We start from the raw sequence: 25,874 nt of genomic DNA, 5'->3' as shown, positions 1-25,874 counted from the left end.
ATGAAAGAAAAATTGCATTATATTCTGCTTTTAATTACCATTCTATTGGTTGCCAGTATTTCCTTGGCAAATATGCAGAGTGTCAATGTTAGCTTTATCCTATTTAGCTTCAAACTTCCCATAATCATATTGATTTTGGTCTCAGTGCTCCTAGGCTCTGTTACGACCTTTCTCATCAGCATGTTGAAAAATTTCTCACTGAAAAAAGAGCTTAAGAAAACCAAAGAAGCACTTAAAAATTCCCATACAGAAAACTAGGTTGAAAATCCAGCCTAGTTTTTTTCTATTTTCTTTTGATAAAGGTAGGAAATCAAAGCTAATCCCATCACTCCGAAACCAATCAGAAGAAAGGAAAGGGTCCGGACACTCGGCAGAAGAGTCATCAGAAAAGTCGCAGGAGGCATGAAAAGAATTGCCAGCGTATAGATAGTCGAAAAAACTCGTCCTAGGTACTCCTTGTCCACCTTGGTCTGAACCTGGCTGAAGAAATGAATATTGAAAACAGTCATAAAAAGCTCGCAGATTAGATTACCAGAATAGGAGAAATATGGATGAACCGGTAGCAAGGCAGAGATCCCCATGACCAGGACTCCAACACCAGTCAATAGCAGAGCTACAAGAAGATTTTCCATACTGGCCTTAACCTTGCTAGATAGAATAGCTCCAACGATTGAGCCTACAGCTCCCAAACTCAAAATAGTTGCATAAGAGCCGGTCTTGCCGTAGAGCTGATTGGTAAAAGGCAATAGATAATTAAAAGCCGCAAAGAAAAAGTTGACTGCAGAAGCTACCAAGAGCAGAAAGAAAATTTCTTTTTGCTGACGGATATAAACTAAACCTTCCTTGATATCTCTCAGGATATTTCCAAGATTGATGGGCGACTTTTGCTTGCTTGGCTCATGATTAGGCAGAAAATAAACCAGGGCAAAAGCCAGAAAGAAGCTCAGCGCATCCAGCTGAAGAGTCACGCGAAGATTTGCATACTGCATCACGATAAAAGACAAAACTGGAGCTGAAACACTGATAACCTGCAAGGCCAGTTCCAGATGAGAATTGTAGGCCACGATGTCTTCCTTGTCCACAATTTCGGTAATATAAGACTTATTAGCTGGCCTAGAAAAAGCAAAGGCTATAGCCTGAACCACATTGGCAAAAATCAGTGCTCCAATCATGAGCTGGTCATTAGATATAAAAGAAATCAGCAGACAAAGACCAGCACAAATCAAATCTGTTACCATCAAAACCTTACGCCTGGAAAAGCGGTCCGTAATGGCTCCCCCAAAAGGATTGAATAAGATGGAAGTGACTAGCTCCGATATCTGGTAAATGCCCAAGACCGTCTGTCCCAGAGCTCCCAAAGAAGCAAGCCAGATGCTATTCCCATAATCGTAAAGCATATTCCCAATTTTATTAATAGCAGCCCGTGTAATCAGCTGTGCTGCCTGTCGATTCATAAAAATACCTCCTTTCATTTCTGAAACTATTGTATCAGGAATGAAAGGAGGTTCTTTATTTTTCCCATATTTGGGAAATTATGCTTTTACAAACTTTTCGAAATGCTCTTGATAATAGGCGACTTGCTCAGGTAATTCCAGCACTTCAAAGATATGCATGGCTTCCTGCATTTGCTTGATGCCCTGCTTCTTCTGCTCCTTCTGATAAGCCGCAAAACCCTTGAGATAGAGGAACACATTGCGTTCATAGAGTTTGATGCCTTTGCCAATGATTTTCTCTACGTAAGCCTCAAAATAACTAGCCTTATCAAAAGAACGACTTTCCAAACAATGCTGGTAACAATTGAGAGCTAGAATCAAGACTAGTCTCTTATGGCGACCGATTTCTTTGTAGTAGCCCTCCCGCTCCATAACTTCCTTGCCCAGACGGTAGACGTAGTCCACATCATAAAAGCTATAGAGATTGCCAAAGAGAATCAGCTCATACATAGTCCAGTCTTCCACTTGGAAAAGATAATCAGCCACCTTATCTAAATCCTCTTGCCTCATGCGAAACTGACTGTCCCGCTGACAAATCAAGCCCTGCATCAAAATCCAATTCAGCTCATAGTAAAGAGGCGTGTTACTAGCTTGGGCCTTTTCCAACTGCTCCGCTTGCAAGTCCTGAAATCCCTTGATGTCATTTGAGTAGTAAAGAGGGATAATCTTACCCATCATGGCCACATGCTCATGCTGCTGGAAATTCCGAGCCTTGTCCATAAAATTTTCAAGGGTCACATGAATATTATCCAAGAGATCTAAAAATTTCGAGAGGGTCATGTCCGACTCACCCAGCTCAAAACGAGACAGCTGAGAAGTCGAGCAAACCTGACCCGCCGCTTCCTTCAATGAATAACGTCCATTTAAACGAAAATCACGAAAAACTTTGCCTAAATCTTCCATTTGTTTACCACTTCAATTCCTTTAATTGCTGTTTCGCTTCCCTACTTACTTCTTTCAAAACTACCTTCACTGCCCCTTGTTCGGATTTTATTTTCAGACGAAGCTCTTTTCGTCAAAATCTTATCGGCTGAAAATCGGAAAAGGCAAATTCTTCTAAGAATCCTGTCTACTTATTCCTACCACCCATACCAATCGTTCTTTTCATCTGTTTTTTAATAAATCCTTGTGTTTTTTTAAATATTTTTTTCCATACCATTCCTCTACAGACTTGCCTTCCCACTCACGGTATTCTTCGGGGTATTTCCATTTGTAGAAAGCTTGTAAATAACTAGGAAATTCGATGTAAATTAGCATAGCAATCACAGCAATATTTAGGATAATCCATGTTATCAAAGGACCTAAGCCTTCCAACGAAGTTGAAAATTTTATGGAAAAACCCTTTATTATAAAGTTTATAATTACTCCAATTACCAAAAAGCTCATTCCATAAATCGCTATCTTATTGACAATTTTATTTCGAAGAGAAGAGCCACTTCCATTACCATACATCAGTTTTTTTAGACTTTCAATTTCAAGTCTAAACATAAAATAGGCTAATATAGAAATAAAAACAAAAATTGCAACAACCATCCAAATAGATAAAGTTGGTAATGATATATCAATAGCTAACAGATTAAATTCAAGACTAAGCCAAATTAGAAATGTGATGACATGGAAATGATAACGATAGGGTAATAAATAATTTCTTTTAATGAACTTTCCAACTAAGATAATGAGTAACCATACAAACAGGAATAAAACATATATTTCAGCTGACAATAAGGGAGTTTTAGATATAGAAACAGCTAAATCTTTTGGGTTGGAATCATGTAGATAAATAGAAATTACTAAAAGCATGAAATTTAAACTTATTGGAAATATCAACGCCAGAATAACACTCTGAATTTTTAATCCTATAGAAGGGTAGCCTTTTTTATAATACTTTTCTAATTTGCTATAGACATCTTTTTTCTGATACTGTAAAAACCCATCATCTTCCAGATTTAAACTCTCTTCAAAACTAGCATTAAAAATAGATTTTTTATCCATAAGTTTGATTACCAATCTTCTTTTGTAGTAGTTCAGGGTGCTTTTTCAAGTACCTCTTCCCATACCATTCCTCTACGGACTTGCCTTCCCATTCTCGGTATTCTTCTGGATATTTCCATTTGTAGAATGCTTCTAAAAAGAAAGGAAATTCCATAAAAATGAGTATGGCAATTAGGACGATATTCAAAATAATCCATGTCAAGAATAGCCCCATGCCTTCTATAGAAGTTGAAAATTTTATAGAAAAACTTTTCAAAATAAAATTAATAATAACACCAATTCCCAAAATTCCCATTCCATAAACAGATATCATATTGGCAATTTTATCCTGCAGAGTAAGAGATTGAATATTCCCGTAAATTCGTTTTTTTAAACTTCTAATTTCACTGCTTAACATTAAATAAGTCAACAATACTAGAAACCCAAAAAGTGCCAAGATACCCCATATTGATAATACCGGTAAAGATATAGTGATTGCCAGCAAATTAAATTCTAACATAAACCATATCATAAAAGTCATGATATGAAAGCGATAACGATAAGGAAGAATATAAGTCCGTTTAAAGAATTTGCCCATTAATACCATTAACAGCCAAATTAATAAACAAATTAAATAGACTTCAACTGTTAGTATAGGATGTTGAGAAATAGGCAATCTTAAATCCTTAGGATCAGAATCATGTAAGGACATCGCAAAAACAAATAACATGAAATTTACACCTATCGGAAACAATAAACTAAAAATTAGGGTTTGAACGCTAAACCAAAAGGAGGGTTTCCCCTTCTTAAAAGCTTTCCCAAGTTTATTATAATAATCTTTTTTCTGATACTGTAAAAACCCATCATCTTCCAGATTCAAACTCTCTTCAAAACTAGCCTTAAAAATAGATTTTTTAGTCATAACTTTGATTTCCAATCTTCTTTTGTAATAGTTCAGGGTGCTTTTTCAAGTACCTCTTCCCATACCATTCCTCTACGGACTTACCTTCCCATTCTCGATATTCTTCGGAATATTTCCATTTGTAATAGGCTTGGAGAAAATATGGTAAACCTATAAAAACAATTATTGCAATCACCACAATATTAGCAAAGACCCATAGAAGTAAAAAACCAAATGCTTTCATGGAATTTGAAATATCTACAGTAAAGCTTCCGAAAATATATTTTATAATAATACCAATCCCTAAAATCCCCATGCCGTAAATAGAAATAATTTTAGCAATCTTATTACGAAAAGTCACTTGTCTATCCTCATCATACATAAGCTTTCTTAATCCTGTTAACTCCATACTAAACATCATGTAAGTGAAGATCATTATTACTCCATATATAGCAATAATTTCCCAAAATGCTAAATTTGCTAATAGAATGTCAAAAACGATTAAATCAATTTCCAATAAAAACCAAAGCATAAATGTAAAAACATGAAGCTGATAACGATATGGTAAAAGATAAGTTCGTTTAGTAAATTTTCCAAGAATGACTAAGAACAGCCAAATAAGAAGTAAAATCAAAAAAACATTTACAGTTAATGACTCGTGCTTAGATATCGGAAGAGTCAGGGTCTCACTCTCATGAAATTCCATAGATACAACAAGCAACATAAAGTTAAATCCAACAGGAAAAATTAAACCTAAAATAAAACTTCTAATTCGAAACCAAAGAGATGCTCCTCCTTTTTTAAAATAGTTAGACGTTTTATCATGCTGCTCTTGCTGCAACTTTCGAAACCCATCATCTTCCAGATTTAAACTCTCTTCAAAACTAGCATTAAAAATAGATCTTTTCTTCATTTTTTTCACTCAAATCCTAGTGCCTTACCTATTCATAGTCAGGATGTGTCCTTATATAGATTGCTGCATATAAAGCATCTATCATAACAGCTGGGAAAGTTAAGTTCATCAAAATTCCAATGAAAACACCAAAAACATTCTCACTGTAACCAGTAAGAATTGCTAGTGCTAGCATGGCAGCTACAAAAGCAACTCCAAAGTTGAACAGCCGTTCTTGCTTTCTACCTTTTTCTTTGCCGCCATATGTCTCCCACCGGTTGAAAGCCCAGATTTTCCCCTGATTTTTAGGAAGGTAATACCAAGAGTAGAGAGTGCATGAAAATAGAAAAATACAAAAGGCTAAAAGATTATAAACAAGTGCCAAGCCTGAATATATCCCACCATTACCAACTAGCATGACCAAGCCTATAAAATTGACGTCAACAAGTAAAACTAAAACAGTTATGGAAACAAATAGATAGATGAAACTTTTAAATTTTAGAATAAAATTATTAAAGAAAGAGATTGGAATTGCAACACCACTAATGGACATACAAATTATGAACAGGATCTTATAGATGCCAACATGGTCTATAAAAGTCGTCCCAAAAAATGCCATAAAAGAGATTGCCAGTGTAATCCAAGGTAGAATCTTAATATAGCCTAAACTAACCCCATTAGTAATTAAAGGTCCGTGATATCGTTCTTTATACATGCTTATCCTCTGATTGAAATTGCTTAATACTTTTCTCGTGCTGAGCTAAGAGAACCGCTAAGACATTCGAAAAATTTGTCAATAGCGGTACTTGGTGATTGGTGATTTTTGCATTAATTGCTTCCTTCACCTCTCCTTTGAGGCTTTCTAAATGTATCAAATTTATAAAAGAGGTCTTAGCTGTCTCAAGCTAAGCATTGATGGAGGTTTTTGAATTAAACAAGGCTGTCTTTTGTTCATAAACCTCTTTCAATCTACCTTCCCTATGCGGTATAGAAAAACAAAGCCATCTGCTCTTAATTATACCATGAATCTGGAGGCCGATAAATAAAAAATCGCTTTGACTCAAGCGATTCTTCTCATACCATATTAAATAGAACCTTTTAGAACATCTGTTGACTTCATCCAAGTTTCGTAATGCTCTTCAAAAGCCTCTTCGTCTTCATTTCTATATCCTTTAACATTTTCTCTATTGAAAAAGAACAAATTATCTGGTGTTTGCCTCCCATTCGGAATAACTACTGAACCGCAGTCAAAATAGACACTCTTAGTCCCTCCTCGTCCATCTTCCACTTCGATTACACTAGCCTGTGAAACAATCATCACTTCTGTATCATCGCCGTTTTTAAGGGTTACTACCGAACCCAAATGTAAAATTTTATTTGTTTTCTCCTTCTTCCCTAAAACGCACTTTCCCTTGGCTGTATAGCTTCATAATCTTCACAAAGCGAACCGGATTGTTTTGGTTGTACACCAAAAAAAGCATGAAGAACATTAAACCTGCTCCCCAAAAATCATAGCCTCGTTCGATCGGTTGTCCAAATTTTTGAGTACAGTCGTAAAAAACGTACAAAAAATAGATAGCAAAGGCAAGTATAATGTAACGAGTTATTCGATAGATTGTAGCAGATGCCTCAGCTGGATCAAAATGTTCATCCCTCACCATCAAATTATGTGACACTGCATAATAAAACACCTTCTCTGTTGTCGGCTGAGCCTTGCGCACATTTTTATAAAGTCCTCGCTCAAGAATTGCGGTAAACAATAGAAACTCAGCCAGCCACAATAGTAACACATAGCTCAAACTAGTCCAGTTATAGACACCAATATCCAAGGCTGAAAGGAAGCCATAGAGACCAGGTCCACCAGCCATTAGAAAAATAACCATTTCAGGAATGTAAGCATTGGTCTTATAAGCACCTTCCGTATTGAGCAGGAAACTTTTGGGAGCTGCTAAAGCCTCTCCAGTCTGCTGGTCATAATAGACCGCCTGACCATCACACTCGCCAATAAATACTCGACGACGTCTAAGAAAAAACATTCTAACCTCTTTCTAATTACTTATTGAAGTTCTATTACTAAACTTTATAATCTCTACTGCTTCACTGACCTTTATTCAATTTCAAATCAGCTAAGCCCCAGCTTTATAATCATGTAGCTCTTTTGTCACGATAGCTCCATCCGATCCGACACTAACTTCTAGATAGACATCAGGATCGTCGTCAGCTCTACATATCACATTAAGTTTTCCAGCACGGAATAAATCCAATATATCAAAACTCTTGGGAAGATTGTTCTGATTATATAATACGAAAGAAATACCTAATAAAAGTCCAGTTGCAATAATTTTAAATATTTCTCCTCCAATAGGATTACCTAACAAGTCTTGATAATTAAAAATAAAATCATAGGCATAGAAGAATCCAACCAAGGGTACTAGAAAAATTAAACCTCTTATCAAGCGTGTAGCATTGCGGCTATCTTTTTCACTCATCTCCATCTCTGCCTCCACTTCCTTGGCTTCGTCTGACTTTTCCATAATCACCCGACAAACCGTTTGAGAGGTGACTTCTGCTCTATTGACATTTCGGTACAAGGCGCGTTCTACGAGGATAGTAATAAAGGCAAACTCTGCTATCCAAATAAGAATAACACTCCAAAAAGTTGTCATGGTATATGTTCCATGTAAGAACAATCTAAAGAAAGAAATTAGGCCTCCTCCACTAGACAAAAATAGGACAACTAAAAGAGGTATATGCCGATTCATCCTGCTTGATTTCTCTGTATCTAATAGTTTACTCTTTGGTGCCTCTAAAAGTTCGTGGGTCTTACAATCAAAATAAATAGCTTTATCGCCATATTGATTAAAAAACATACGACGTCTTATAAAAAACATTCTAGCCTCTTTCTACTTAACTATATACTTCCTATTACCAAATCTCTGGATTGAAAACCAGGAAGACTCATTTTGCGTTTGCAATATAAGCCAATTTCTCAATTCTATCATGAAGGTCTTCTACATTCAAATTTTCTCGAAGGTATTCACAGAGCATTCCATTTTCATAAAACATTTGCTCTGAAAGCTGACCTTTAGGTTCATCGGGGCACTGAATCATAACAATGCTGAAAACACCACCGGGACCAGAATTCTCAATTGCATTCCCCTCAAAATGATAGGTGAAAGCCCGAAAATGAGAACCATTGTAGTTACCTGAAATTACATAGGCAACTTTTACTAGATTTCCACGACCAAATGGATAATGACTAAAATTAGCGTATTTTGCTACATAAGGATTCTGAAAAAGTTTCAGTGTCAGGTCATTACTTGTTTTTTGCTTAGAGTAATCTCTGTAATAATCGTTACCTTGTGCTTTGTCAAATTGATAGCCGTGCTCGGAAGCGAAGGCTTGGTATACTTTATTCTTTTTGGCGGAATGACTAATCGCCCAATAAACTATCCAACCTACGAAAGCAAAAATTGCTAGCATTAAGACAATAAAAATTATTACAAAATCCATCATTTTCTCCTATTTTTCTTAAATAAAACGATTCAGTCATCAAAATCTTTAGTAATACGATAACTGAACCACATTGAATATCAATTTAATTTTTCCTGTAAGCTCTAAGAAGCTCATTTCCAACGGAAACTAGGCATTCTTGCACAGGTTCGATTGGATCCTCCTACACCTTCTCCGCCAGTTCTTCCCACTCTAGCATAGCTTCTTCTTGGGCGGCGGTCAGCTGGTCAATTTGCTGCTGGCTCTCCATGAGTTCGGTGGCGTCATTAGTGGCCTCCATGGCTTCCTGAAGCTGACTGATCTGACTGTCCAAGTCCTCGATTTGCGCTTCCAATTGCTCTAGGCGGCGGGCCAGCCGGCGCTGTTCTTTCTGGTTTTCCTTTTGAAGCTGATAGTCATTGGCAGGTGCTGACTTGTCAGGACTGGCTTGCTCCGTCTCCTCACGCAAGGCTTCCTGCTCTGCCTTTTTCTCCAGATAATAGTCATAATCACCCAGATAAAGGGTAGAGCCTGTCTCAGAGAGCTCGATAATCTGAGTGGCTACGCGATTGATAAAGTAACGGTCGTGGCTAACAAAGAGCAGGGTGCCGTCAAAGTCAATCAGGGCATTTTCCAGCACTTCCTTGCTGTCAATGTCCAGGTGGTTGGTCGGCTCGTCTAGGATGAGAAAGTTGTTGTTTTCCATAGACAGCTTGGCTAGAAGCAGCCGCGCCCGCTCTCCACCCGATAACATGCCGACAGACTTCTTGACATCGTCTCCCGAGAAGAGGAAAGCGCCTAAGCGATTGCGAATCTCGACCTCTGGTGTCAGCTTGAAGTCATTCCATAGCTCATCAAGTACCGTATTGCTGGCAGTCAGTTTACTCTGGGTCTGGTCATAGTAGCCCACTTCCACATTAGCCCCAAGCTGTTCCTTGCCTCTGATGAAGGGTACTTGCCCGATTAGTGATTTAATCAGAGTCGTCTTTCCAATCCCATTTGGTCCGACAATAGCTACCGCATTAAACTTGCGAATATCAAGGTTAATCGGCTCCGACAGCACTTCCTCACCATAGCCAATAGCTGCATCTTCCAAGGTCAGAACAACATTGCCCGAAACCTTATCCGATTTGAAGGTCATATTAGCCGATCGACTGGCGGTCTCCGGCCTGTCCAAACGCTCCATCTTTTCCAGCTGCTTACGGCGGGACTGAGCCCGCTTGGTTGTGGAAGCCCGGACTAAATTGCGATTGACAAAGTCCTCCAGCGCAGCGATTTCTTTCTGTTGCTTTTCATAGTTCTTGGCTTCAGTGGCTAACTTTTGCTCCTTTTGGACCACAAAGCTAGAGTAATTGCCCACATAGCGATCCAAGGAATGCTTGGTCAAATCCAGCGTGATAGTCGCAACCTTATCTAGGAAATAGCGGTCATGGCTGACGATGATCAGGGCACCGCTGTAGTTAATCAAGTAAGTCTCCAGCCAGGCAATGGTCTCAATATCCAAGTGGTTGGTCGGCTCGTCCAAGACCAGCAGCTCTGGCTTTTCCAAAAGCATCTTAGCCAGCGCCAGACGGGTATTCTGCCCGCCCGACAACTCAGAAATCTTCATCTGCCACATGGACTGGTCAAACTTGAAGCCATTCAAAATCGCTCGAATATCAGCCTCGTAGGTAAAACCACCTTTCTGGCGAAAATCCTCTGACAGCTGGTCATACTGGGTCATGAGAGCAGTCAGGTCTTCCCCTGACAATTCTCCCATTTGCAACTCCATCTGCCGCAAGCGCTTCTCTTGCTGACGCAGGCTATCAAAGACCAGCAGCATCTCGTCGTAGATAGTATTCTTCGACTCAAAGCGGCTGTCCTGAGCCAGATAGGACAGAGACAGGTCTCGTTTTTTATTGATCTGACCAGAAGTAGGCTCTTCCTCGCCCACCAAAATCTTGAGAAGGGTTGACTTCCCAGCTCCATTTTTACCGACGAGGGCAATCCGGTCACCCTCATCCACCTGCAGGTTAATATTGTCAAAAAGAAGCTCCCCTGCAAAAGAGCGCTCAATCTTGCTTGCTTGTAAAATAATCATAAGACCATTATAGCAAATTTCCAGAAGCACAGCTATCAGAATTCAAGAGAAAGCGAACTCAGCTCCCCCAAAAGAAAAAAGACAGCCATAGCTGACTGCCTTACATAAAACTATTGAGAATAGATTGATTCTGCAAAATCAGATAAATTCCCAGCAGAATCAGAACTACAAAGACAACAAATTTAATCATTCCCTTGATTATACGAATAGCCAGAAGGATAATCATGGATCCGACTAGCCACATAAAGGCGGAATTGTGAAAAAAGCCCTGAACTGCCTCAACATTCTGACCGAAGAAGACCTGAATGGGCGCCGGAACATGATTTTCCCAAGCCGCTGTCACTCCTAGCTGGTTGGCAATCTCATTGCCACTTTTCCATAGCCAGACAAAGATTCCTGAGTTAAAAACAAAGAGAAAAACTTGCTCTGGAAAGTGTCGAATCAAGTAAAAAACAGATTTTAACATAGGCTTACGATTGATACAAGTCTTTTACAGCCTGGATATCTGTCGGCTGGATACTGTAAAATGAGCCTGCTGACTGCATCACTGATTCCTCCTCATTATGGTCTAATCCGATAGCATGGCCCAATTCGTGCGCTGCTGTATTGACAATCCGCTCATGAGAATAAGCATAGCGACTGTCCAGCAGGTAGTAACTGTTAAGGCGAACCGTGACATGGGTAAACCGCTTGGTTAGGAGGTTGGTCTGCGACTCAGCTTCACCAGCTGCACTGATGTTGCCATCGTTCATCTCCGTCGCGACAATGTCCGCCTTGTCTTTGTCATTGATGATTTGAAAGGTGAAGGCACCTGTTTGATTCCAAGAATCAATAGCCTCCTTATAGGCTGAACGGAAGGTTTCATTATTTGTATCGATATAAATCGTGGCGCTTGGCTGATCCCAACGAGCCCCTGTTGTTGCATGCTCATCTGTCAGCTGATCCGTCTGCGTCTCCTCACTGCTGTGAAGCCCTGTGGAAATACCTTGGTGATTTAAAAATTGATCTACTCTGCCAACAACTGTCTGAACAGCCTGCGTCAGTCCCTCTGTACCCGATTTTGTCGAAGTGGTAAAATAGAAAATTCCGACAATAACCATAAAGCTCAGGACAAAGGACCAGGCAAGTCCCCAAACCACGCGCCCAATCAGACGCATGAGGAATCGGATGCTTTTAAAAATAAGTCCCATCGCAACCTCCTTTACTAGATTGTAAGAGAACGTTGATTTTATCACCGCTTTCTTAAAGAAGGCTGAAAAATTCGCCTTCTTCTTATCTATTAGTATAAAAGAAAATGACTACAAATCTGCAACCATTTCTTTTCATACTGTTGAATACTCTTTGCAAATCCATTTTTGAGTATAAAATTAAGAACCCGTCTCCTGACTGACCCTGCCACTATTATAGTCCAGGCGAATCCCTTTTTGCACATTCGGAATAAAGACATTAAATTCCAAACTACCATCGCTAGATTTGGCCTCTAAATGTGACCCAACCGGTACTAAATCAGTCTCCGTGGCATAAATCAAGGTTACCCGGTAGCGCACTCGCTTGTTCTTATCAAGGGCCTTACGGATCTTTGTCTCATAGTAATTCTGCCCTGTCGAATCCGCTTCATTGGCTTGGTTGGACCAAGCTGTCTGCACAGCAATATTGGCAGGATTGCTAGTAGAAGCATCAAAGCCCTTCAAACCACCAATCAGCGAATAGGCCAAGAGATGTCCTCTGTCCACAGCATGATTGTACTCACCAGGGAGGTTCTTGAGTTGATGCCAGCCTGCCGGTACCCATGAAGTGTTGGCATTTCCAGTTTCTTCCCGTTTTTTGTACTGGCGGGTAGACTTGGATAAAAAGGCATTCGCCACTGTCGGAAGTGGTTGCCCTTGTACAAGCTTGGTCTTATTGTCAGCGTAGGGTTTGCTAGAAATCCCCGCATCCAAGTCTGTCTTATTTCCATTCACAATAAAGGCACCAGCTCCATTCCATTCAATGCTGCCTTTGAGCTGAGCTCGGACAGCATCCGTCAGAACGCTCTCAGCCAATTCCTGGCTAGGGGTGCCCTGATCTTGGACTTGCCCAACCCTGATTTCTGAATTTGGACTCTGAAGTGGCTGCTGACCTTCCTGTCCCCAGAAATAGCCAGCCAGAGCTAAAATCAAAGCCAGAGTCAGCCCAGCCCAGCCTTGCAGGCTCTTAGAATTCCTTTTCTGACTAGTCTTTCTTTTCATCTTTTTTCTTTCAACTTAGCAAACTGGATTCATTTCAGCCAGTCTTTTCGACTAGGAGCTAGTTTCCAGTAAACTTCCCGATCAATTCTTGCCAGGTTTCTGGTGACCAGATAGAGCCCTTACCGTTTCCGATAACATTATAGCCAATCATCAGAGCCACGAAAAAGAGAATCACAGCTACCAAAAGAACCAGTAAAACAAGGCCAATCTGCCGGCCTAAATATTTAAGATTTTCACTCATCGTCTTCTTCCTTTACACGCTTCACTTTGGCTCCCAAGGCTGCCAATTTCTCATGGAATTTATAGTAGCCTCGGTCTAAGTGTACCAGCTTGCTGACCTTGGTCTCGCCTTCGGCAATCAAGCCCATCAGAATCAAAGTCGCACTAGCTCGGAGGTCTGTTGACATGACTTCAGCTCCCTGAAGACTGCCGCCACCCCAGATGCGAGCTGTGTCACGCATGATATCAGAGTGCAGCCCCATCCGACGCATTTCCTCTAGATGCTGGAAGCGGTTCTCAAAGACAGTCTCAATCATCGTAGACTCGCCCTTGGCCATAGCCATCAGCGCTGTAAACTGAGCCTGCATGTCGGTAGGGAAGCCCGGATAAGGAAGAGTCTTGACCGAAACCGGTCTCAGCTTCGAAACATCAGAACGAATCCGAATCCCTTCATCTTCCTCTGTCACTTCCACTCCCATTTCCTGCATTTTGGAAAGCAGGGGACGATTGTGCTCCCAAATGGCATCCTCAATCAGCAGGTCACCGCTGGTCATAGCTGCAGCAACCATAAAAGTTCCTGCTTCGATACGGTCTTGAACCACATTATGCTTGGCACCCCGCAGCTGATCCACTCCGACAATAGTCAAAGTTTCGGTACCTGCTCCTCTGACCTTGGCTCCCATTTCATTCAAAAAGAGGGCTAGGTCAACGATTTCAGGCTCCCGAGCAGCATTTTCAATCACTGTTGTACCTTGAGCCAGCGTTGCGGCCATCATGATGTTTTGCGTTGCTCCCACACTGGGAAAGTCCATGTAAATGTGTGCCCCCTTGAGCCGCTCTGCCTTCGCTTCTATGTAACCCGCTGTCTGGGTAATCTGAGCTCCCATGGCTTCAAGACCTTTTAGGTGCAAGTCAATAGGCCGACTGCCAATCGTGCAGCCGCCCGGCATAGAAACCTTAGCATGACCATTACGAGCCAGGACTGGCCCCAAAACAACGATAGACGCCCGCATTTTACTGACGTATTTGTAAGGTGCCTCCTCAGACAAGGGCTGGGTGGCATCCACAACAACTGTATTTTCTTCCTGATTAAAATCCACCTGAGTGTTTAAACCGCGGACCACATTGTTCATGGTAAAGACATCAGACAAGACCGGAACATTTTTCAAAACAGACTTGCCCTCGCTGGCCAATACTGTCGCTGCTAAAAGAGGCAGCACCGCATTTTTTGCTCCTTCAATCTTGACCTTTCCGACTAAACGATTATCTCCACCTTGAATAATAATTTTTTCCATACCGATTCCTTACTCTAAATTTTTAAAATCATCCATACTATCATACCATAAAATCAAAAATATGACCTTATAAAGTACCATTAAAAATCGCCCGACTCATATCGTAAATACCAATGAAGAAAAGGCTGACTAAATAGCCCAAGGCAATGCTAAACAAGAGAATCAAAAAGCGAATCTTCACCGCATTATCGGCATTAACCTTGAAAAATCTCTCCCACTCAACAACCGTTGACAGCAGATGAAAGACAAAGAAAATAAAGAGCAAATGACTGCATAATTTAAAAACAACTTCTACCATAACTTTTATTATACCACAAGACCCGAGTAAGAGACGAACTAAACAGTCCTGCCCTTTTTCTTTGGAAAAAAAACTGAGACATTCCTGCCCCAGTTTTGCGTGTTCAGTTTGTATTCATGAAACCAAATCTCGTCAGATGAAGGATGACTTCTATCTCCAGAGAAGAATAGCTTCTTAGATTCTTGTTCCGACATTGATCCGGTTGATTGCCCGCTGCAGGGCAATCTTAGCCCGGCGTTCTTGGTCAATCAAATGCTTATCATGGGCTTCTTCGATTTCTTGCTCAGCTCGGAGCTTAGCTCTCTCAGCTCGACTGATATCAATATCTCGTTCACGCTCAGCTGAGTCCGCCACAATGGTAATGACATTGTCTGCAATTTCAATGATTCCGCCGTTGACCGCAATCCAGTCGATATGCTTGTCATCATCAACCCGGCGCACCTTAACCTGATCCACTTCTAAAACAGCGATGGTATTGATGTGGCGGGGCAAAATCCCCAGCTCACCATCAATGGTCTTTACGGAAACAAATGCAGCATGGTGATCATAAATAAGACCATCCGGTGTCACGATTTGTACTGTCATTTGAGCCATCATTCACCTCTTAGAATCCCATTTTCTCAGCCTTGGCCAATACATCCTCGATGGAGCCCACACCACGGAAGGCATCTTCCGGCAGCTTATCGTGCTTACCTTCAAGGATTTCTTTGAAACCACGAACCGTTTCTGCTACTGGTACATAAGAGCCTGGCTGGCCGGTAAATTGCTCCGCCACATTGAAGTTCTGTGACAGGAAGAACTGGATCCGCCGCGCACGCGCTACCAGAGTCTTCTCATCGTCAGACAACTCATCCATACCAAGGATAGCAATGATATCCTGCAATTCATGATAACGTTGCAAGACCCGCTTAACCTCTGCAGCCACTGCATAGTGCTCTTCTCCGACAATCTCAGGAGAAAGGGCACGAGAGCTGGAAGCCAAGGGATCCACGGCTGGATAAATCCCCAGCTGAACCAATTTCCGTTCTAGGTTGGTCGTAGAGTCCAAGTGAGCAAAAGCTGTCGCTGGCGCTGGGTCAGTATAGTCATCCGCTGGCACATAGATAGCCTGGATTGAAGTAACGGAACCTTTCTTGGTTGATGTGATACGCTCTTGAAGTTGTCCCATTTCTGTAGCAAGTGTTGGTTGGTAACCAACGGCTGATGGCATGCGGCCCAAAAGGGCAGATACCTCAGAACCAGCCTGCGTAAAGCGGAAGATGTTGTCAATAAAGAGCAGCACGTCCTGACCTTCCACATCACGGAAATATTCCGCAATAGTCAGTCCGGTAAGGGCAACCCGCATCCGAGCTCCTGGCGGTTCATTCATCTGACCAAAGACCATAGCCGTCTTTTCGATAACGCCAGACTCTTTCATTTCCCAGTAGAGGTCATTCCCTTCACGCGTCCGTTCACCAACACCTGTGAAGACAGAAATCCCACCGTGCTCTTGGGCAATGTTGTGAATCAATTCCTGAATCAAGACTGTTTTCCCTACTCCGGCACCGCCAAAGAGTCCAACCTTTCCACCTTTCAGATAAGGAGCTAGCAGGTCGATAACCTTGATTCCTGTTTCCAGGATTTCTGATGAAGTCGATAGTTCATCAAAGGTCGGCGCCTTCTTATGAATCGGCTGGCGCTCTGCATCCTCTGCAAAAGGCGCATCCAAGTCAATAGTGTCTCCTAGGACATTGAACACTCGGCCCAGAGTTTCCTTGCCGACCGGCACAGAAATCGGACGACCAGTATCCAAGACCTCCAAACCACGTGTCAAACCATCGGTCGACTCCATGGCAATGGTCCGCACCACACCGTCACCAAGCTCAAGAGCTACTTCAAGGACGATTTTTGATTTTTTCTCATCATTTTTATAGACTACAAGTGCATTATTTATCTCAGGTAGTTTGTCTCCAGCAGCAAACGCAACGTCTACGACCGGCCCGATAACCTGAGCAATTTTGCCTGAGCTCATGTTTTTTCCCTCGTTTAATTTCTAATTCATTTGTGGCCTTATTCAAGCGCACTTGCACCCGCCACGATTTCAGTAATTTCCTGCGTAATGGCAGCCTGCCGAGCGCGGTTGTACTGAATAGTCAAATCACTGATGACCTTTTTAGCATTGTCTGTCGCTGTCTGCATAGCAGTCATGCCGGCAGCATTCTCAGCCGTTTTGGCATCAATAATGGCACCGTAAATCATGCTCTCTGCAAACTGGGGCAGCAGTTGGTCCAGGATAGAATCCCGACTGGACTCCAGTTCCAGATTCAGCGTATAATCTTCATCAGCTTCATTGGGGTCCAAGTCAATAATTGGCAGCATCTGCTCCACCCGCATCTGACTGGTCAGACTGTTGACATGGTGGTTATAGCAGACATAGAGCTCATCAAAGAGCTCATTCTGATACATCTCAATGGTCTTGCTAATGATTTTACGAACCTCATCAAAGCTAGGCTGGTCGGCTAGACCACGCAGTTCATAAACTGGCTGAATGCCCCGAGCTCGGAAGAAATCAGCACCGACACTTCCGATACAGATGACTTCAAAGTCCTCTCCTGTCGGATGGTACTCAGCTTTCAGCTCCATCAAAGCCTTGAGAATGGTCGCATTATAGCCACCTACCAGCCCGCGGTCAGAAGTAATGACAATATAAGCTGATTTCTTGACTGGCCGACTGATTAGCATCGAGTGATGACGCGCATTTTCTGCCTCGTGGCCATGCAGCATATCCGTAACTAACTTACGCACTTTCTGGGCATAGACCTGAAAGTTCTTAGCTGCTTCCTCAGACTTTCCCAGCTTAGCAGCAGAAACCATCTGCATGGCATTGGTGATTTGACTGGTGTTTTTCGTGGATGCAATTTTATTTTTAATATCATTTAATGAAACTGCCATCTGACACCTCTATTCTTATTTGAAGCTAGACTGGTCAATAAACTCAGTAATGGCAGCATCCAAGACTTCCTCACTTGGAAGGTCTTTCGTTGTCCGAATGGTTTCATAAATGCTTTCTTGATGTGCATCAAAATAGGCAAATAATTCTGACTCAAAGCGCAAAATATCATCTACCGGCACACTGTCTAAGAAACCATGGGTCAAAGCATAGAGAATCACCACCTGCTTTTCAACTGGCAGCGGCTCATGAATCGGCTGCTTCAAGACTTCTACAGTCCTGCGGCCACGATTGAGCTTGGCCTGCGTTGCTGCATCCAAATCACTACCAAACTTAGTAAAGGCCTCCAGCTCACGATAAGAAGCCAGGTCGATACGCAGGGTTCCAGCTACTTTCTTCATAGCCTTGATTTGAGCTGAGCCCCCAACCCGTGATACAGAAGAACCCGCATCAATGGCTGGACGTACCCCAGCATTGAACAGGCTGTCGCTGAGGAAAATTTGTCCGTCAGTGATTGAAATCACGTTGGTCGCGATATAGGCCGAAATGTCTCCTGCCTGCGTTTCAATAAATGGCAGAGCTGTAATCGAACCTCCGCCCAACTCATCAGAAACCTTGGCCGAACGCTCCAAGAGACGGCTATGCAGATAGAAAACATCTCCTGGAAAGGCCTCACGGCCTGGCGGACGACGGAGCAAGAGGGACAGTTCACGGTAGGCTACAGCCTGCTTAGACAAGTCATCATAGACAATCAAAACATGCTTGCCATTATACATGAACTCTTCTGCCATCGCTACACCAGCATAAGGCGCTAGGAAAAGCAAGGGCGACGGCTGTGAAGCAGAGGCTGTCACGACAATCGTATAGTCCAAAGCACCATACTGACGGAGCGTTTCTACCTGCGTACGGACTGTAGATTCTTTCTGACCAATGGCCACATAGATACAAATCATATCCTGACCTTTTTGGTTCAGGATGGCATCAACGGCAATGGTCGTCTTCCCAGTCTGACGGTCTCCGATAATCAGCTCCCGCTGGCCGCGGCCAATCGGAACCAAGGCATCAATAGCCTTGAGACCTGTCTGTAAAGGCTCAGATACTGACTTACGCTGCATGACACCTGGAGCTGGCGTTTCAACTGGACGTGTCTTATCCGTGACAATGTCACCAAGTCCATCAACAGGACGACCCAGCGGATCAACAACCCGCCCAATCAAGGCCTCTCCTACAGGAACTTCCATGATTTTACCAGTCCGACGAATGGTATCTCCCTCACGAATGTCTGTAAAGTCTCCCAAGATGATAATCCCAACATCGGTTGACTCTAAATTTTGCGCCATACCATAAGAGCCATTTTCAAAGATTAAGAGCTCTCCGCTCATAGCCTTATCCAGTCCATGAGCGCGCGCGATTCCATCACCAATATAAGTGACGACCCCTGTTTCTGTGACGTCAAAATTTGGCTGGAAATTTTCAATTTGTTGCTTAATTAAAGCGCTGATTTCTTGTGCGTTAATCGCCAAAATTCACACCACTTTCTATTTCAATTTTTCTTTTACGACTTGCAATTGACGTTTTATGCTTGCATCAATTATTTTGTTATTGGCAGAAATGACAAAGCCGCCAATTAAGCTGCTGTCCAATTCTTCCTTGAGCGAGCGGACTTTTAGACCCATCTTCTGCTCAATAATCGGCCGAATCTTCTCCTTCTGACTGGCTGTCAAAGGCTGAACAGAGCGCAGCGTCACCTCAAACTCATTGCTGATCTTTTCAAGCTGGTGCTGACTCTCCAGCACAATCTCATAAAAGAGGTCCTCACGATGATTGAGAATGACAATTTCAATCAAATTATCAAGCAGCTGCGAACCTGAGTTTTGAAAGAGCCGCAGACTCTCTTCTTTCTCGCGGTCACTGATGCCGATATGTGACAAAAAGTCAGCAAGGCCGGTCTCCTCGAAAACAGCCTTAATCTGACTCAGTTTTTCAAAAACATCTTCTTGCTGACCTTTTTCAAAGACCGTCTGAACAAAAGGCAAAGCATATTTCTCAATGATTGCATATTGCTTCTTATCCATCAGGCATCTCCTAACTGTTTGATATAGCGATCAATGAGCTCGCTCTGAGCTTCCTTATCCAGCTCCTGACTCAAAATCTTACTAGCCAGAGTCACTGTCAAGTCAGCCACTTCTCCTTTGATGCTGCTCATAGTCTCTGCCTTATTTTGGGCAATTTCCTGATTGGCTTTAGCCTTCAGACGTCCTGCTTCTTCTGCTGCATCAGCTAGGATTCCAGCCTTGTTCTTTTCAGCTGTCTCCTTAGCAGTCTCAACGATAGAAACTGCTTCGACCCGACTACCTGCCAGAGCTTCCTCGCGCTTTTGCGCCAAGTCTTCAGCTTTCTTACGGGCCGATTCCGCACCGTCAATATCGTCTGAAATCTTTTGAGCACGCTGATCTAAAATCCCGATAATATTGCCCCAAGCAAACTTCTTAATGAGAAATACTAAAAGAAGAAAGGAGCCGGCAATAAAGATAAAGTTGCCAATAATTTCACCTACGGTTATATTCATTTTATCTATCCTTTCTTTTTATTCTACCTCACCATTAATTTTTTTACCAAGATACATAGATGTTAGCATGGTAAAAACATAGGCTTGGATACAGGAAATAAAGATGGAAAAACCAGTCCAAACCATGTTCATAATAAAGGCAATCGGATACCAATACGCCGCTTGATGTGCCCAAGTCAAGAGCAAACCAGCCAATACTTCACCTGCAAAAATGTTTCCATAAATCCGCAAGGCTAGAGAAGCAAAATTGGTAAATTCTTCCAAGATATTCATGGGTGTCATGATACCCGGAGTCACAAAACCTTTTAGATATCCTTTTATCCCTTGACGTCGAACTCCTTCAACATGACAGAAAATCGTCACCAAAAGAGAGAAGCCCAGGTCAAAAGCGAGATTGGCTGTCGGCGATGTCCAGAGATTAAAGCCATTGGTTGTCTGAACCTTAGCCATCAATCCCAAGTTATTCGCCACAGCCACGAAAAGAAAGAGGGAGAATAGAAAAAGCGAGTAATTCTTCATATAATGCTCGCCAACGTTTCCCTTGGTAAAATCAATGACAAAATCATAGATATATTCCAAAGCATTCTGCTTTCTTGACGGCTTAATCGTCATCTTTCGACTTGCCCAATAAACAAGTCCAAAAGTTACAAACACCGTCAGCAGAGTCATGGCCAGCAGGGTCAAATCAAAGGTCACAGGACCGACATTGATAGTTGGATTGATACTTTCTTCCAACAGATGACACCCCCTTTTCTAAAGAGAATTCTTTCTTATTTGATAACAAAGGCCATAGCCAGCGTTACAAAGAAAGTACCTTCGACAAAGGCAATTCCCAAGATTAGGAGGCTTCTCAATTGACCAATCATTTCTGGCTGACGAGACGCTGCCTTAAATAAATTACTCATAATCAAACCTTCAGCAATTGATACGCCAAAGCAGGCAAAACAAAGTCCTAAATATGTTAAATTCATGATGACTTCTCCTTAATATTTTTTAATTACTTCCTTAGTTTACTCCTAAAATATCGAATAGTCAATCTTTTACACACTTGTAAGCGTTTTTTGTTTTTTTCTTTTGTTATATAAAATTTTTTACCAAAATCAATTGAATAATTATCAACATACAAACTATTCTGCTATATAAATAAGAAGAAACTGTCTAGAATTTTACTTATTTCCTATATTTTTAAAAGAAAAAAGAGCAAAGCGATTATTTGCTCTTGATTTTTCTATAGTTATGGATGGCTGACAATCAGCTGCAAATCTCCAGACAAGGTCCATTCTGTGATGTCGCTTGGCAGGATGAAATGGTCCCCTTTTTCGAGCGGGTAAACAGCTCCATCAACTTCTAGCTCACCGATACCTTCCAAGACACTGACCAAGCTATAGTCTGCTGTCTTTTTAAAATTGACTGAACCGGCAATATCCCACTTGTAAACAGCAAAGAAGTCATTGGCCACCAAAAGAGTAGAAGTCAAACTATCTGCCTGAATGGTAACAGGACGGCTATTGGCTGGCTCACCGATAGTCAAAACATCAATAGACTGCTCCAAATGCAGCTCGCGAAGATTGCCAGCATCGTCCTTACGATCAAAGTCATAGACACGATAGGTTGTGTCACTGGACTGCTGGGTCTCCAAAATCAGAATACCTGATCCAATGGCATGCATGGTGCCACTTGGTACATAGAAGAAATCGCCAGCTTTTACTGGAATTTTAGTCAGGAGACGGTCCCAGTCCTTGCTCTCAATCTGCTGGCGCAGCTCTTCCTTGCTCTTGGCATTGTGGCCATAAATAATCTCTGCTCCTTCATCTGCAGCTATGACATACCAGCATTCAGTCTTACCAAGCTCCCCTTCATGCTCTAGTCCATAAGCATCATCAGGATGGACCTGAACGCTGAGCCAGTCATTGGCATCTAAAATCTTAGTCAAAAGCGGAAAGACAGGTTCCGAACGATTGCCAAAAAGTTCACGGTGCTCGGCATAGAGCGCATCTAACTTCTGGCCGGCAAATCGTCCGTTCTTGACGGTTGACACACCATTGGGATGAGCCGAGATAGCCCAGTACTCCCCTACATAGTCGCTGGGAATTTCATAGCCAAAGACATCGCGCAGCTTGGTCCCACCCCAAATCTTCTCCTGCATCACAGACTGTAGAAATAATGGTTCTGACATCGCATTCTCCTTAAATATTTTTTTAATCCTGCAAGGAATAATCCTTGGTGTCGAAACGGTTGTTGTTGCTTCTATTATAATATAGCTGGAGGTTCTTTGTCTACTCTATACCGAAAACAGGTCCTTTATAATAAAAAGAGTAAAGCTCCCCAGAAAATGCCGCAAAGATAGCCGACCAGCACATCCTTTGGATAGTGCACTCCGCCAATCACACGCACTGCGGCCAGCCCTGCCGAAAGCAAGAGGAAGATGAGCCCCGGCAGCCAGAAAAAGTAGAGCAAGCACATGGAAATCACTGTCGCCGAAAAGACATGGCGGCTGGGCATGGACTTGCCTGATGTATCCTTGGCCAACAAGGGCTGAATTGGCCATTTTTCGTAAGGGCGTGCTTGATTCAGCCGTTTACGAATAGCTGACAAGAGGCCAAATCCAATGGCTGGTAAGAAGAAAAAAGTAAGCAACCCTTTCCAGCCTTCCGTCAGAAAGGCACTGATTAGAACGAGAGCATAAACAATAGGTATGAACAGTGTCATTCCCCTATTGAAGTAAACCAGCCCTTTCAGCCACTGAGGGCGACTGCGAAAAGGAGTTGTTAATTGTTGATAAAAAATTGTGTAGTCTTTCATGCTTGCTTACCCTGCTTTTCTAAAAGTTGGACTCTCATACTTTCTCTACTATAGCATATTTCTCAACAAGATGGTAGATGGATAGCAAAAGAGACTGAGACCCAGGCCCCAATCTCTTACTGTTCATGTTTTCTGAAGAGTATTATTTCTCCAAGCTCCAAATTTCCTTGGCATATTGCTCAATTGTATCATCTGAGGTAAACTTGTTGGATGTAGCGATGTTGATCAAGCTCATGCGGGCCCATTTTCCCTTGTCACGATAGAGAGCATCAATCTTCTCTTGAGCTTCCACATAAGCATGGAAGTCTTCCAAGAGGAAGTATTCGTCATTATGGGTGATGAGGGCTTCGTAGATTTCAGAGCCTTCTTCACGGACGTTTGGAATGGTGCCATTGACAAAGGTGTCGACCACCCGGCGAATATCTGGATTGCTCTCATAGACACCGCGTGAGTAGTAATCATGGAGGGCATAGTGCTCGTAAACTTGGTCCTTGTCCATCCCGAAGATGACAATGTTGTCGTCACCAACCTCGTCCTTGATTTCGATATTGGCTCCGTCCAGAGTAGCCAAGGTAATGGCACCTGTCATCATGAACTTCATGTTGGAAGTACCAGAAGCTTCCTTGGAAGCCAGAGAAATCTGCTCTGATACATCCGCAGCTGGAATGATGAGCTCAGCCAGGCTGACGCGGTAGTTTTCCAAGAAGACAACCTTGAGTTTTCCTTGCAGGCTTTCATCCTTGTTGACCAGATTGGCTACTTCATTAATCAGCTTGATAACCGACTTGGCAAAGTGGTAGCCTGGAGCAGCCTTGGCACCGAAAATAAAGACACGTGGCACCATATCCTTATCAGGATTGTCCTTGAGGTCCCAGTAAAGCTTGATGATATGAAGCAGGTTTAGCAACTGACGCTTATAAGCGTGGAGGCGTTTCACCTGGACATCAAAGATGGCTTCTGTAGAGACTTCCACTCCGGTTGATTCCTTGATAAAGTCAGCTAGACGAGCCTTAGCTTCTTGCTTAACCCGATAGAAATCACCCAGCACTTGCTGATCATCCTTGAATTCCAAAAGCTTACGCAGCTCATGGATATCACTTCTCCAGCCCTTACCAATCAGCTTATCAATCTCAGCTGACAGAGGCTCATCCGCAATTTGCAGCCAGCGGCGCTGGATAATCCCGTTGGTCTTGTTATTAAACTTCTCTGGGTAAATGCTATAGAAATCACGCAAAGTATCTTCTTTGAGCAGTTCGGTGTGGAGTTTGGCAACACCATTGATTGAATGACCGCCAATGATAGCCAAGTGGGCCATGTGGATTTGATTATCTTTGACAATCCGAGTGTTTTCGATGACTTGCGGATCAAGGCCACGCCCAGCCATTTCAGCTACATAGCGGTTGTCGATTTCTAGGATAATCTGATAAACCCGCGGCAGGACATTCTTAAAGAGTTCTGCATCCCATTTTTCCAAGGCTTCTGACAAGATGGTATGGTTAGTATAGCTCATGGTTTTAACTGTAGCATTCCAAGCATCTGCCCATTCCAAATCATACTCATCCATCAAGAGACGCATAAATTCAGCTGGTGCGACAGCTGGGTGGGTATCGTTGATATGGACAGAGACCTTCTCATGAATATCCTTGAGCGGACGACCTTGCTTGAGGTAGGATTTGATAATGGTCTGCAGACCTGCACTGGTCATGAAGTATTCCTGGATCAAGCGCAGCTCTTTTCCTTCGTAGCTAGAGTCGTCTGGATAGAGAATAGCAGTGATATCTTGCACCCGGCGACGAGCTTCAATGGTCGGGTAGTCCAGTTCATGCTCCTCTGGAATTTCAACATCCCAAAGCCGGAGATTGTTGACATTGTCATTGCCAAAGCCAATCTGCGGCACATCGTAAGGAACGGCCCGAAAGATTTTGGAATTCTCATAAAGAGGCACAATCCGGCCCTTTTCATTGGCGTGGAGGGAAACATTTCCGAAGATTTTAACATCAACAATATCATGGTCCTTGCGCGTCTCCCAGACATTGCCCAGACTGCCAAACCAAGCATCAGGAATTTCTACCTGATAGCCATCTACGATTCTTTGCTTAAAGAGTCCATAGCGATAGCGAATCCCATTTCCAAATCCTGGATAGCCAGTTGTTGCCAGCGAGTCCATGAAGGCAGCCGCCAAACGGCCCAGACCGCCATTCCCCAGCGCCATGTCATACTCAGCATTCTTAACATCCTCAAAGTCAACGCCCAACTCAGCAAAGCCTTCCTTGACCGTATCGAGGATACCTAAGTTGAGCAGATTGGTTTCCAGCATGCGTCCTGGAAGAAACTCGATAGAAAAGTAATAAGCTGTCTTTTGCTGTTGCTCAATCAACTGATTACGGCGCTCCAGCCACAGGGGCGTGATATACTTGCGGACAGTGCTTGCTAAAGCCTGAAAAAGCTCCACTGAAGTCGCATCAGCAACTTTAATCAGCTGTCTTTCATGTAGAATATCCTTAAAATCTCGAATAAAACGTTCTTTTGTCAGTTCCATGGTGGGTGGTTATCTCCCTTTCTTAAAAGCAGGAAACAGTTTTTAAACGCAGGAATACTTTTTTCAATCAAGATAGGAAACACTCGCTTCAGCCACAAGCTGAAAACAGGGTTCCAAAACAGTATGATAATATATAAAAATGTAATTCTCACGGAAATCCTCCCTT

At 42.5% G+C, this 25,874-nt stretch carries 29 protein-coding genes; 1 reads left to right on the top strand and 28 read right to left on the bottom strand.

The genetic code is table 11. The features are described 5' to 3' along the window. Positions 1–258: a LapA family protein gene (locus tag K1J09_RS08405; RefSeq protein ID WP_223323437.1), complete on the top strand. Its 258-nt coding sequence runs from the start codon at positions 1–3 to the stop codon at positions 256–258. A 14-nt stretch (positions 259–272) separates the two neighbouring features. On the opposite strand, the gene K1J09_RS08400 is transcribed toward K1J09_RS08405, so the two are convergent. The 28 genes from K1J09_RS08400 to K1J09_RS08265 all read right to left on the bottom strand — a co-directional run bounded on the left by K1J09_RS08400 (position 273) and on the right by K1J09_RS08265 (position 25,708). Then, on the bottom strand, positions 273–1,454 hold the full coding sequence (locus K1J09_RS08400) for an MFS transporter (protein ID WP_317627837.1): 1,182 nt from the start codon (positions 1,452–1,454) through the stop codon (positions 273–275). 78 nt (positions 1,455–1,532) lie between these two features. After that, a complete protein-coding gene (locus tag K1J09_RS08395; RefSeq protein WP_223323432.1) occupies positions 1,533–2,396 on the bottom strand; it encodes an Rgg family transcriptional regulator in 864 nt (287 codons plus the stop codon). Positions 2,397–2,597: 201 nt separating this feature from the next. Beyond that, positions 2,598–3,485 carry a hypothetical protein gene (locus K1J09_RS08390; protein WP_223323431.1) on the bottom strand — a complete coding sequence of 296 codons (888 nt, stop codon included), beginning with the start codon at positions 3,483–3,485 and terminating at the stop codon, positions 2,598–2,600. Continuing rightward, positions 3,478–4,386: a hypothetical protein gene (locus K1J09_RS08385; RefSeq protein ID WP_002910170.1), complete on the bottom strand. Its 909-nt coding sequence runs from the start codon at positions 4,384–4,386 to the stop codon at positions 3,478–3,480. Before K1J09_RS08385 ends, K1J09_RS08390 begins: the two co-directional genes overlap by 8 nt. Next, positions 4,379–5,278: a hypothetical protein gene (locus K1J09_RS08380; protein WP_002910171.1), complete on the bottom strand. Its 900-nt coding sequence runs from the start codon at positions 5,276–5,278 to the stop codon at positions 4,379–4,381. The genes K1J09_RS08385 and K1J09_RS08380 overlap by 8 nt, the downstream gene beginning before the upstream one ends. 28 nt (positions 5,279–5,306) lie before the next feature. Further along, positions 5,307–5,972: a hypothetical protein gene (locus tag K1J09_RS08375; RefSeq protein ID WP_223323429.1), complete on the bottom strand. Its 666-nt coding sequence runs from the start codon at positions 5,970–5,972 to the stop codon at positions 5,307–5,309. A 369-nt stretch (positions 5,973–6,341) separates the two neighbouring features. Beyond that, positions 6,342–6,620: a DUF4176 domain-containing protein gene (locus tag K1J09_RS08370; protein WP_002910176.1), complete on the bottom strand. Its 279-nt coding sequence runs from the start codon at positions 6,618–6,620 to the stop codon at positions 6,342–6,344. Positions 6,621–6,630: 10 nt separating this feature from the next. Next, complete coding sequence (locus tag K1J09_RS08365; RefSeq protein ID WP_223323427.1) at positions 6,631–7,293, bottom strand: hypothetical protein; 663 nt, start codon at positions 7,291–7,293, stop codon at positions 6,631–6,633. Positions 7,294–7,383: 90 nt separating this feature from the next. Continuing rightward, a complete protein-coding gene (locus tag K1J09_RS08360; protein ID WP_223323485.1) occupies positions 7,384–8,127 on the bottom strand; it encodes a hypothetical protein in 744 nt (247 codons plus the stop codon). An 88-nt stretch (positions 8,128–8,215) separates the two neighbouring features. Next, positions 8,216–8,773 (bottom strand): hypothetical protein, encoded by a 558-nt coding sequence (locus tag K1J09_RS08355; RefSeq protein ID WP_223323426.1) that lies wholly within the window; start codon positions 8,771–8,773, stop codon positions 8,216–8,218. A gap of 160 nt (positions 8,774–8,933) precedes the next feature. Further along, positions 8,934–10,829 (bottom strand): ABC-F family ATP-binding cassette domain-containing protein, encoded by a 1,896-nt coding sequence (locus tag K1J09_RS08350; RefSeq protein ID WP_223323424.1) that lies wholly within the window; start codon positions 10,827–10,829, stop codon positions 8,934–8,936. 100 nt (positions 10,830–10,929) lie between these two features. Further along, entirely contained in the window at positions 10,930–11,295 is a 366-nt protein-coding gene (locus tag K1J09_RS08345) for a hypothetical protein (protein ID WP_049547464.1), read from the bottom strand. 4 nt (positions 11,296–11,299) lie between these two features. Next, positions 11,300–12,019, bottom strand: a complete 720-nt coding sequence (locus K1J09_RS08340) for a matrixin family metalloprotease (RefSeq protein WP_049547465.1) — start codon at positions 12,017–12,019, stop codon at positions 11,300–11,302. Between the two features lie 177 nt (positions 12,020–12,196). Continuing rightward, positions 12,197–13,057 (bottom strand): DNA/RNA non-specific endonuclease, encoded by an 861-nt coding sequence (locus K1J09_RS08335; protein WP_049547466.1) that lies wholly within the window; start codon positions 13,055–13,057, stop codon positions 12,197–12,199. A 58-nt stretch (positions 13,058–13,115) separates the two neighbouring features. Beyond that, complete coding sequence (locus K1J09_RS08330) at positions 13,116–13,298, bottom strand: DNA-directed RNA polymerase subunit beta (RefSeq protein WP_002917490.1); 183 nt, start codon at positions 13,296–13,298, stop codon at positions 13,116–13,118. Then, positions 13,291–14,571: a UDP-N-acetylglucosamine 1-carboxyvinyltransferase gene (gene murA, locus K1J09_RS08325; RefSeq protein ID WP_223323422.1), complete on the bottom strand. Its 1,281-nt coding sequence runs from the start codon at positions 14,569–14,571 to the stop codon at positions 13,291–13,293. The genes K1J09_RS08330 and murA overlap by 8 nt, the downstream gene beginning before the upstream one ends. Positions 14,572–14,638: 67 nt before the next feature. Next, the gene (locus tag K1J09_RS08320) at positions 14,639–14,869 is read right to left on the bottom strand and encodes a DUF1146 family protein (RefSeq protein ID WP_223323420.1); all 231 of its coding nucleotides are present in this window, start codon (positions 14,867–14,869) and stop codon (positions 14,639–14,641) included. A 174-nt stretch (positions 14,870–15,043) separates the two neighbouring features. Next, positions 15,044–15,466, bottom strand: coding sequence for a F0F1 ATP synthase subunit epsilon (locus K1J09_RS08315; protein WP_202617589.1), 423 nt, complete (start codon positions 15,464–15,466; stop codon positions 15,044–15,046). Between the two features lie 7 nt (positions 15,467–15,473). Then, complete coding sequence (gene atpD, locus K1J09_RS08310; RefSeq protein ID WP_002895993.1) at positions 15,474–16,880, bottom strand: F0F1 ATP synthase subunit beta; 1,407 nt, start codon at positions 16,878–16,880, stop codon at positions 15,474–15,476. A 38-nt stretch (positions 16,881–16,918) separates the two neighbouring features. Next, positions 16,919–17,800, bottom strand: a complete 882-nt coding sequence (locus tag K1J09_RS08305; RefSeq protein WP_002895995.1) for a F0F1 ATP synthase subunit gamma — start codon at positions 17,798–17,800, stop codon at positions 16,919–16,921. A gap of 15 nt (positions 17,801–17,815) precedes the next feature. Further along, positions 17,816–19,321 (bottom strand): F0F1 ATP synthase subunit alpha, encoded by a 1,506-nt coding sequence (gene atpA, locus K1J09_RS08300; RefSeq protein ID WP_223323419.1) that lies wholly within the window; start codon positions 19,319–19,321, stop codon positions 17,816–17,818. A 15-nt stretch (positions 19,322–19,336) separates the two neighbouring features. Further along, a complete protein-coding gene (locus K1J09_RS08295) occupies positions 19,337–19,873 on the bottom strand; it encodes a F0F1 ATP synthase subunit delta (RefSeq protein WP_223323417.1) in 537 nt (178 codons plus the stop codon). Continuing rightward, positions 19,873–20,367, bottom strand: coding sequence for a F0F1 ATP synthase subunit B (gene atpF / locus K1J09_RS08290; RefSeq protein ID WP_223323414.1), 495 nt, complete (start codon positions 20,365–20,367; stop codon positions 19,873–19,875). The genes K1J09_RS08295 and atpF overlap by 1 nt, the downstream gene beginning before the upstream one ends. A gap of 18 nt (positions 20,368–20,385) precedes the next feature. Continuing rightward, positions 20,386–21,102, bottom strand: a complete 717-nt coding sequence (gene atpB / locus K1J09_RS08285) for a F0F1 ATP synthase subunit A (RefSeq protein ID WP_002897906.1) — start codon at positions 21,100–21,102, stop codon at positions 20,386–20,388. Positions 21,103–21,137: 35 nt separating this feature from the next. Continuing rightward, positions 21,138–21,338, bottom strand: a complete 201-nt coding sequence (locus tag K1J09_RS08280) for a F0F1 ATP synthase subunit C (RefSeq protein WP_002897908.1) — start codon at positions 21,336–21,338, stop codon at positions 21,138–21,140. 263 nt (positions 21,339–21,601) lie between these two features. After that, on the bottom strand, positions 21,602–22,543 hold the full coding sequence (gene manA / locus K1J09_RS08275) for a mannose-6-phosphate isomerase, class I (protein ID WP_223310804.1): 942 nt from the start codon (positions 22,541–22,543) through the stop codon (positions 21,602–21,604). 125 nt (positions 22,544–22,668) lie between these two features. Next, the gene (locus K1J09_RS08270; protein WP_223323412.1) at positions 22,669–23,169 is read right to left on the bottom strand and encodes a phosphatase PAP2 family protein; all 501 of its coding nucleotides are present in this window, start codon (positions 23,167–23,169) and stop codon (positions 22,669–22,671) included. Positions 23,170–23,311: 142 nt separating this feature from the next. Beyond that, complete coding sequence (locus K1J09_RS08265; RefSeq protein ID WP_223323409.1) at positions 23,312–25,708, bottom strand: glycogen/starch/alpha-glucan phosphorylase; 2,397 nt, start codon at positions 25,706–25,708, stop codon at positions 23,312–23,314. Between the last annotated feature and the right edge of the window lie 166 nt (positions 25,709–25,874).

Source organism: Streptococcus sanguinis (assembly GCF_019928825.1).
GTDB lineage: Bacteria > Bacillota > Bacilli > Lactobacillales > Streptococcaceae > Streptococcus > Streptococcus sanguinis_L.
The sequence above is the reverse complement of the archived record's forward strand: the minus strand, read 5'-3'. Positions and strand labels throughout refer to the sequence as shown.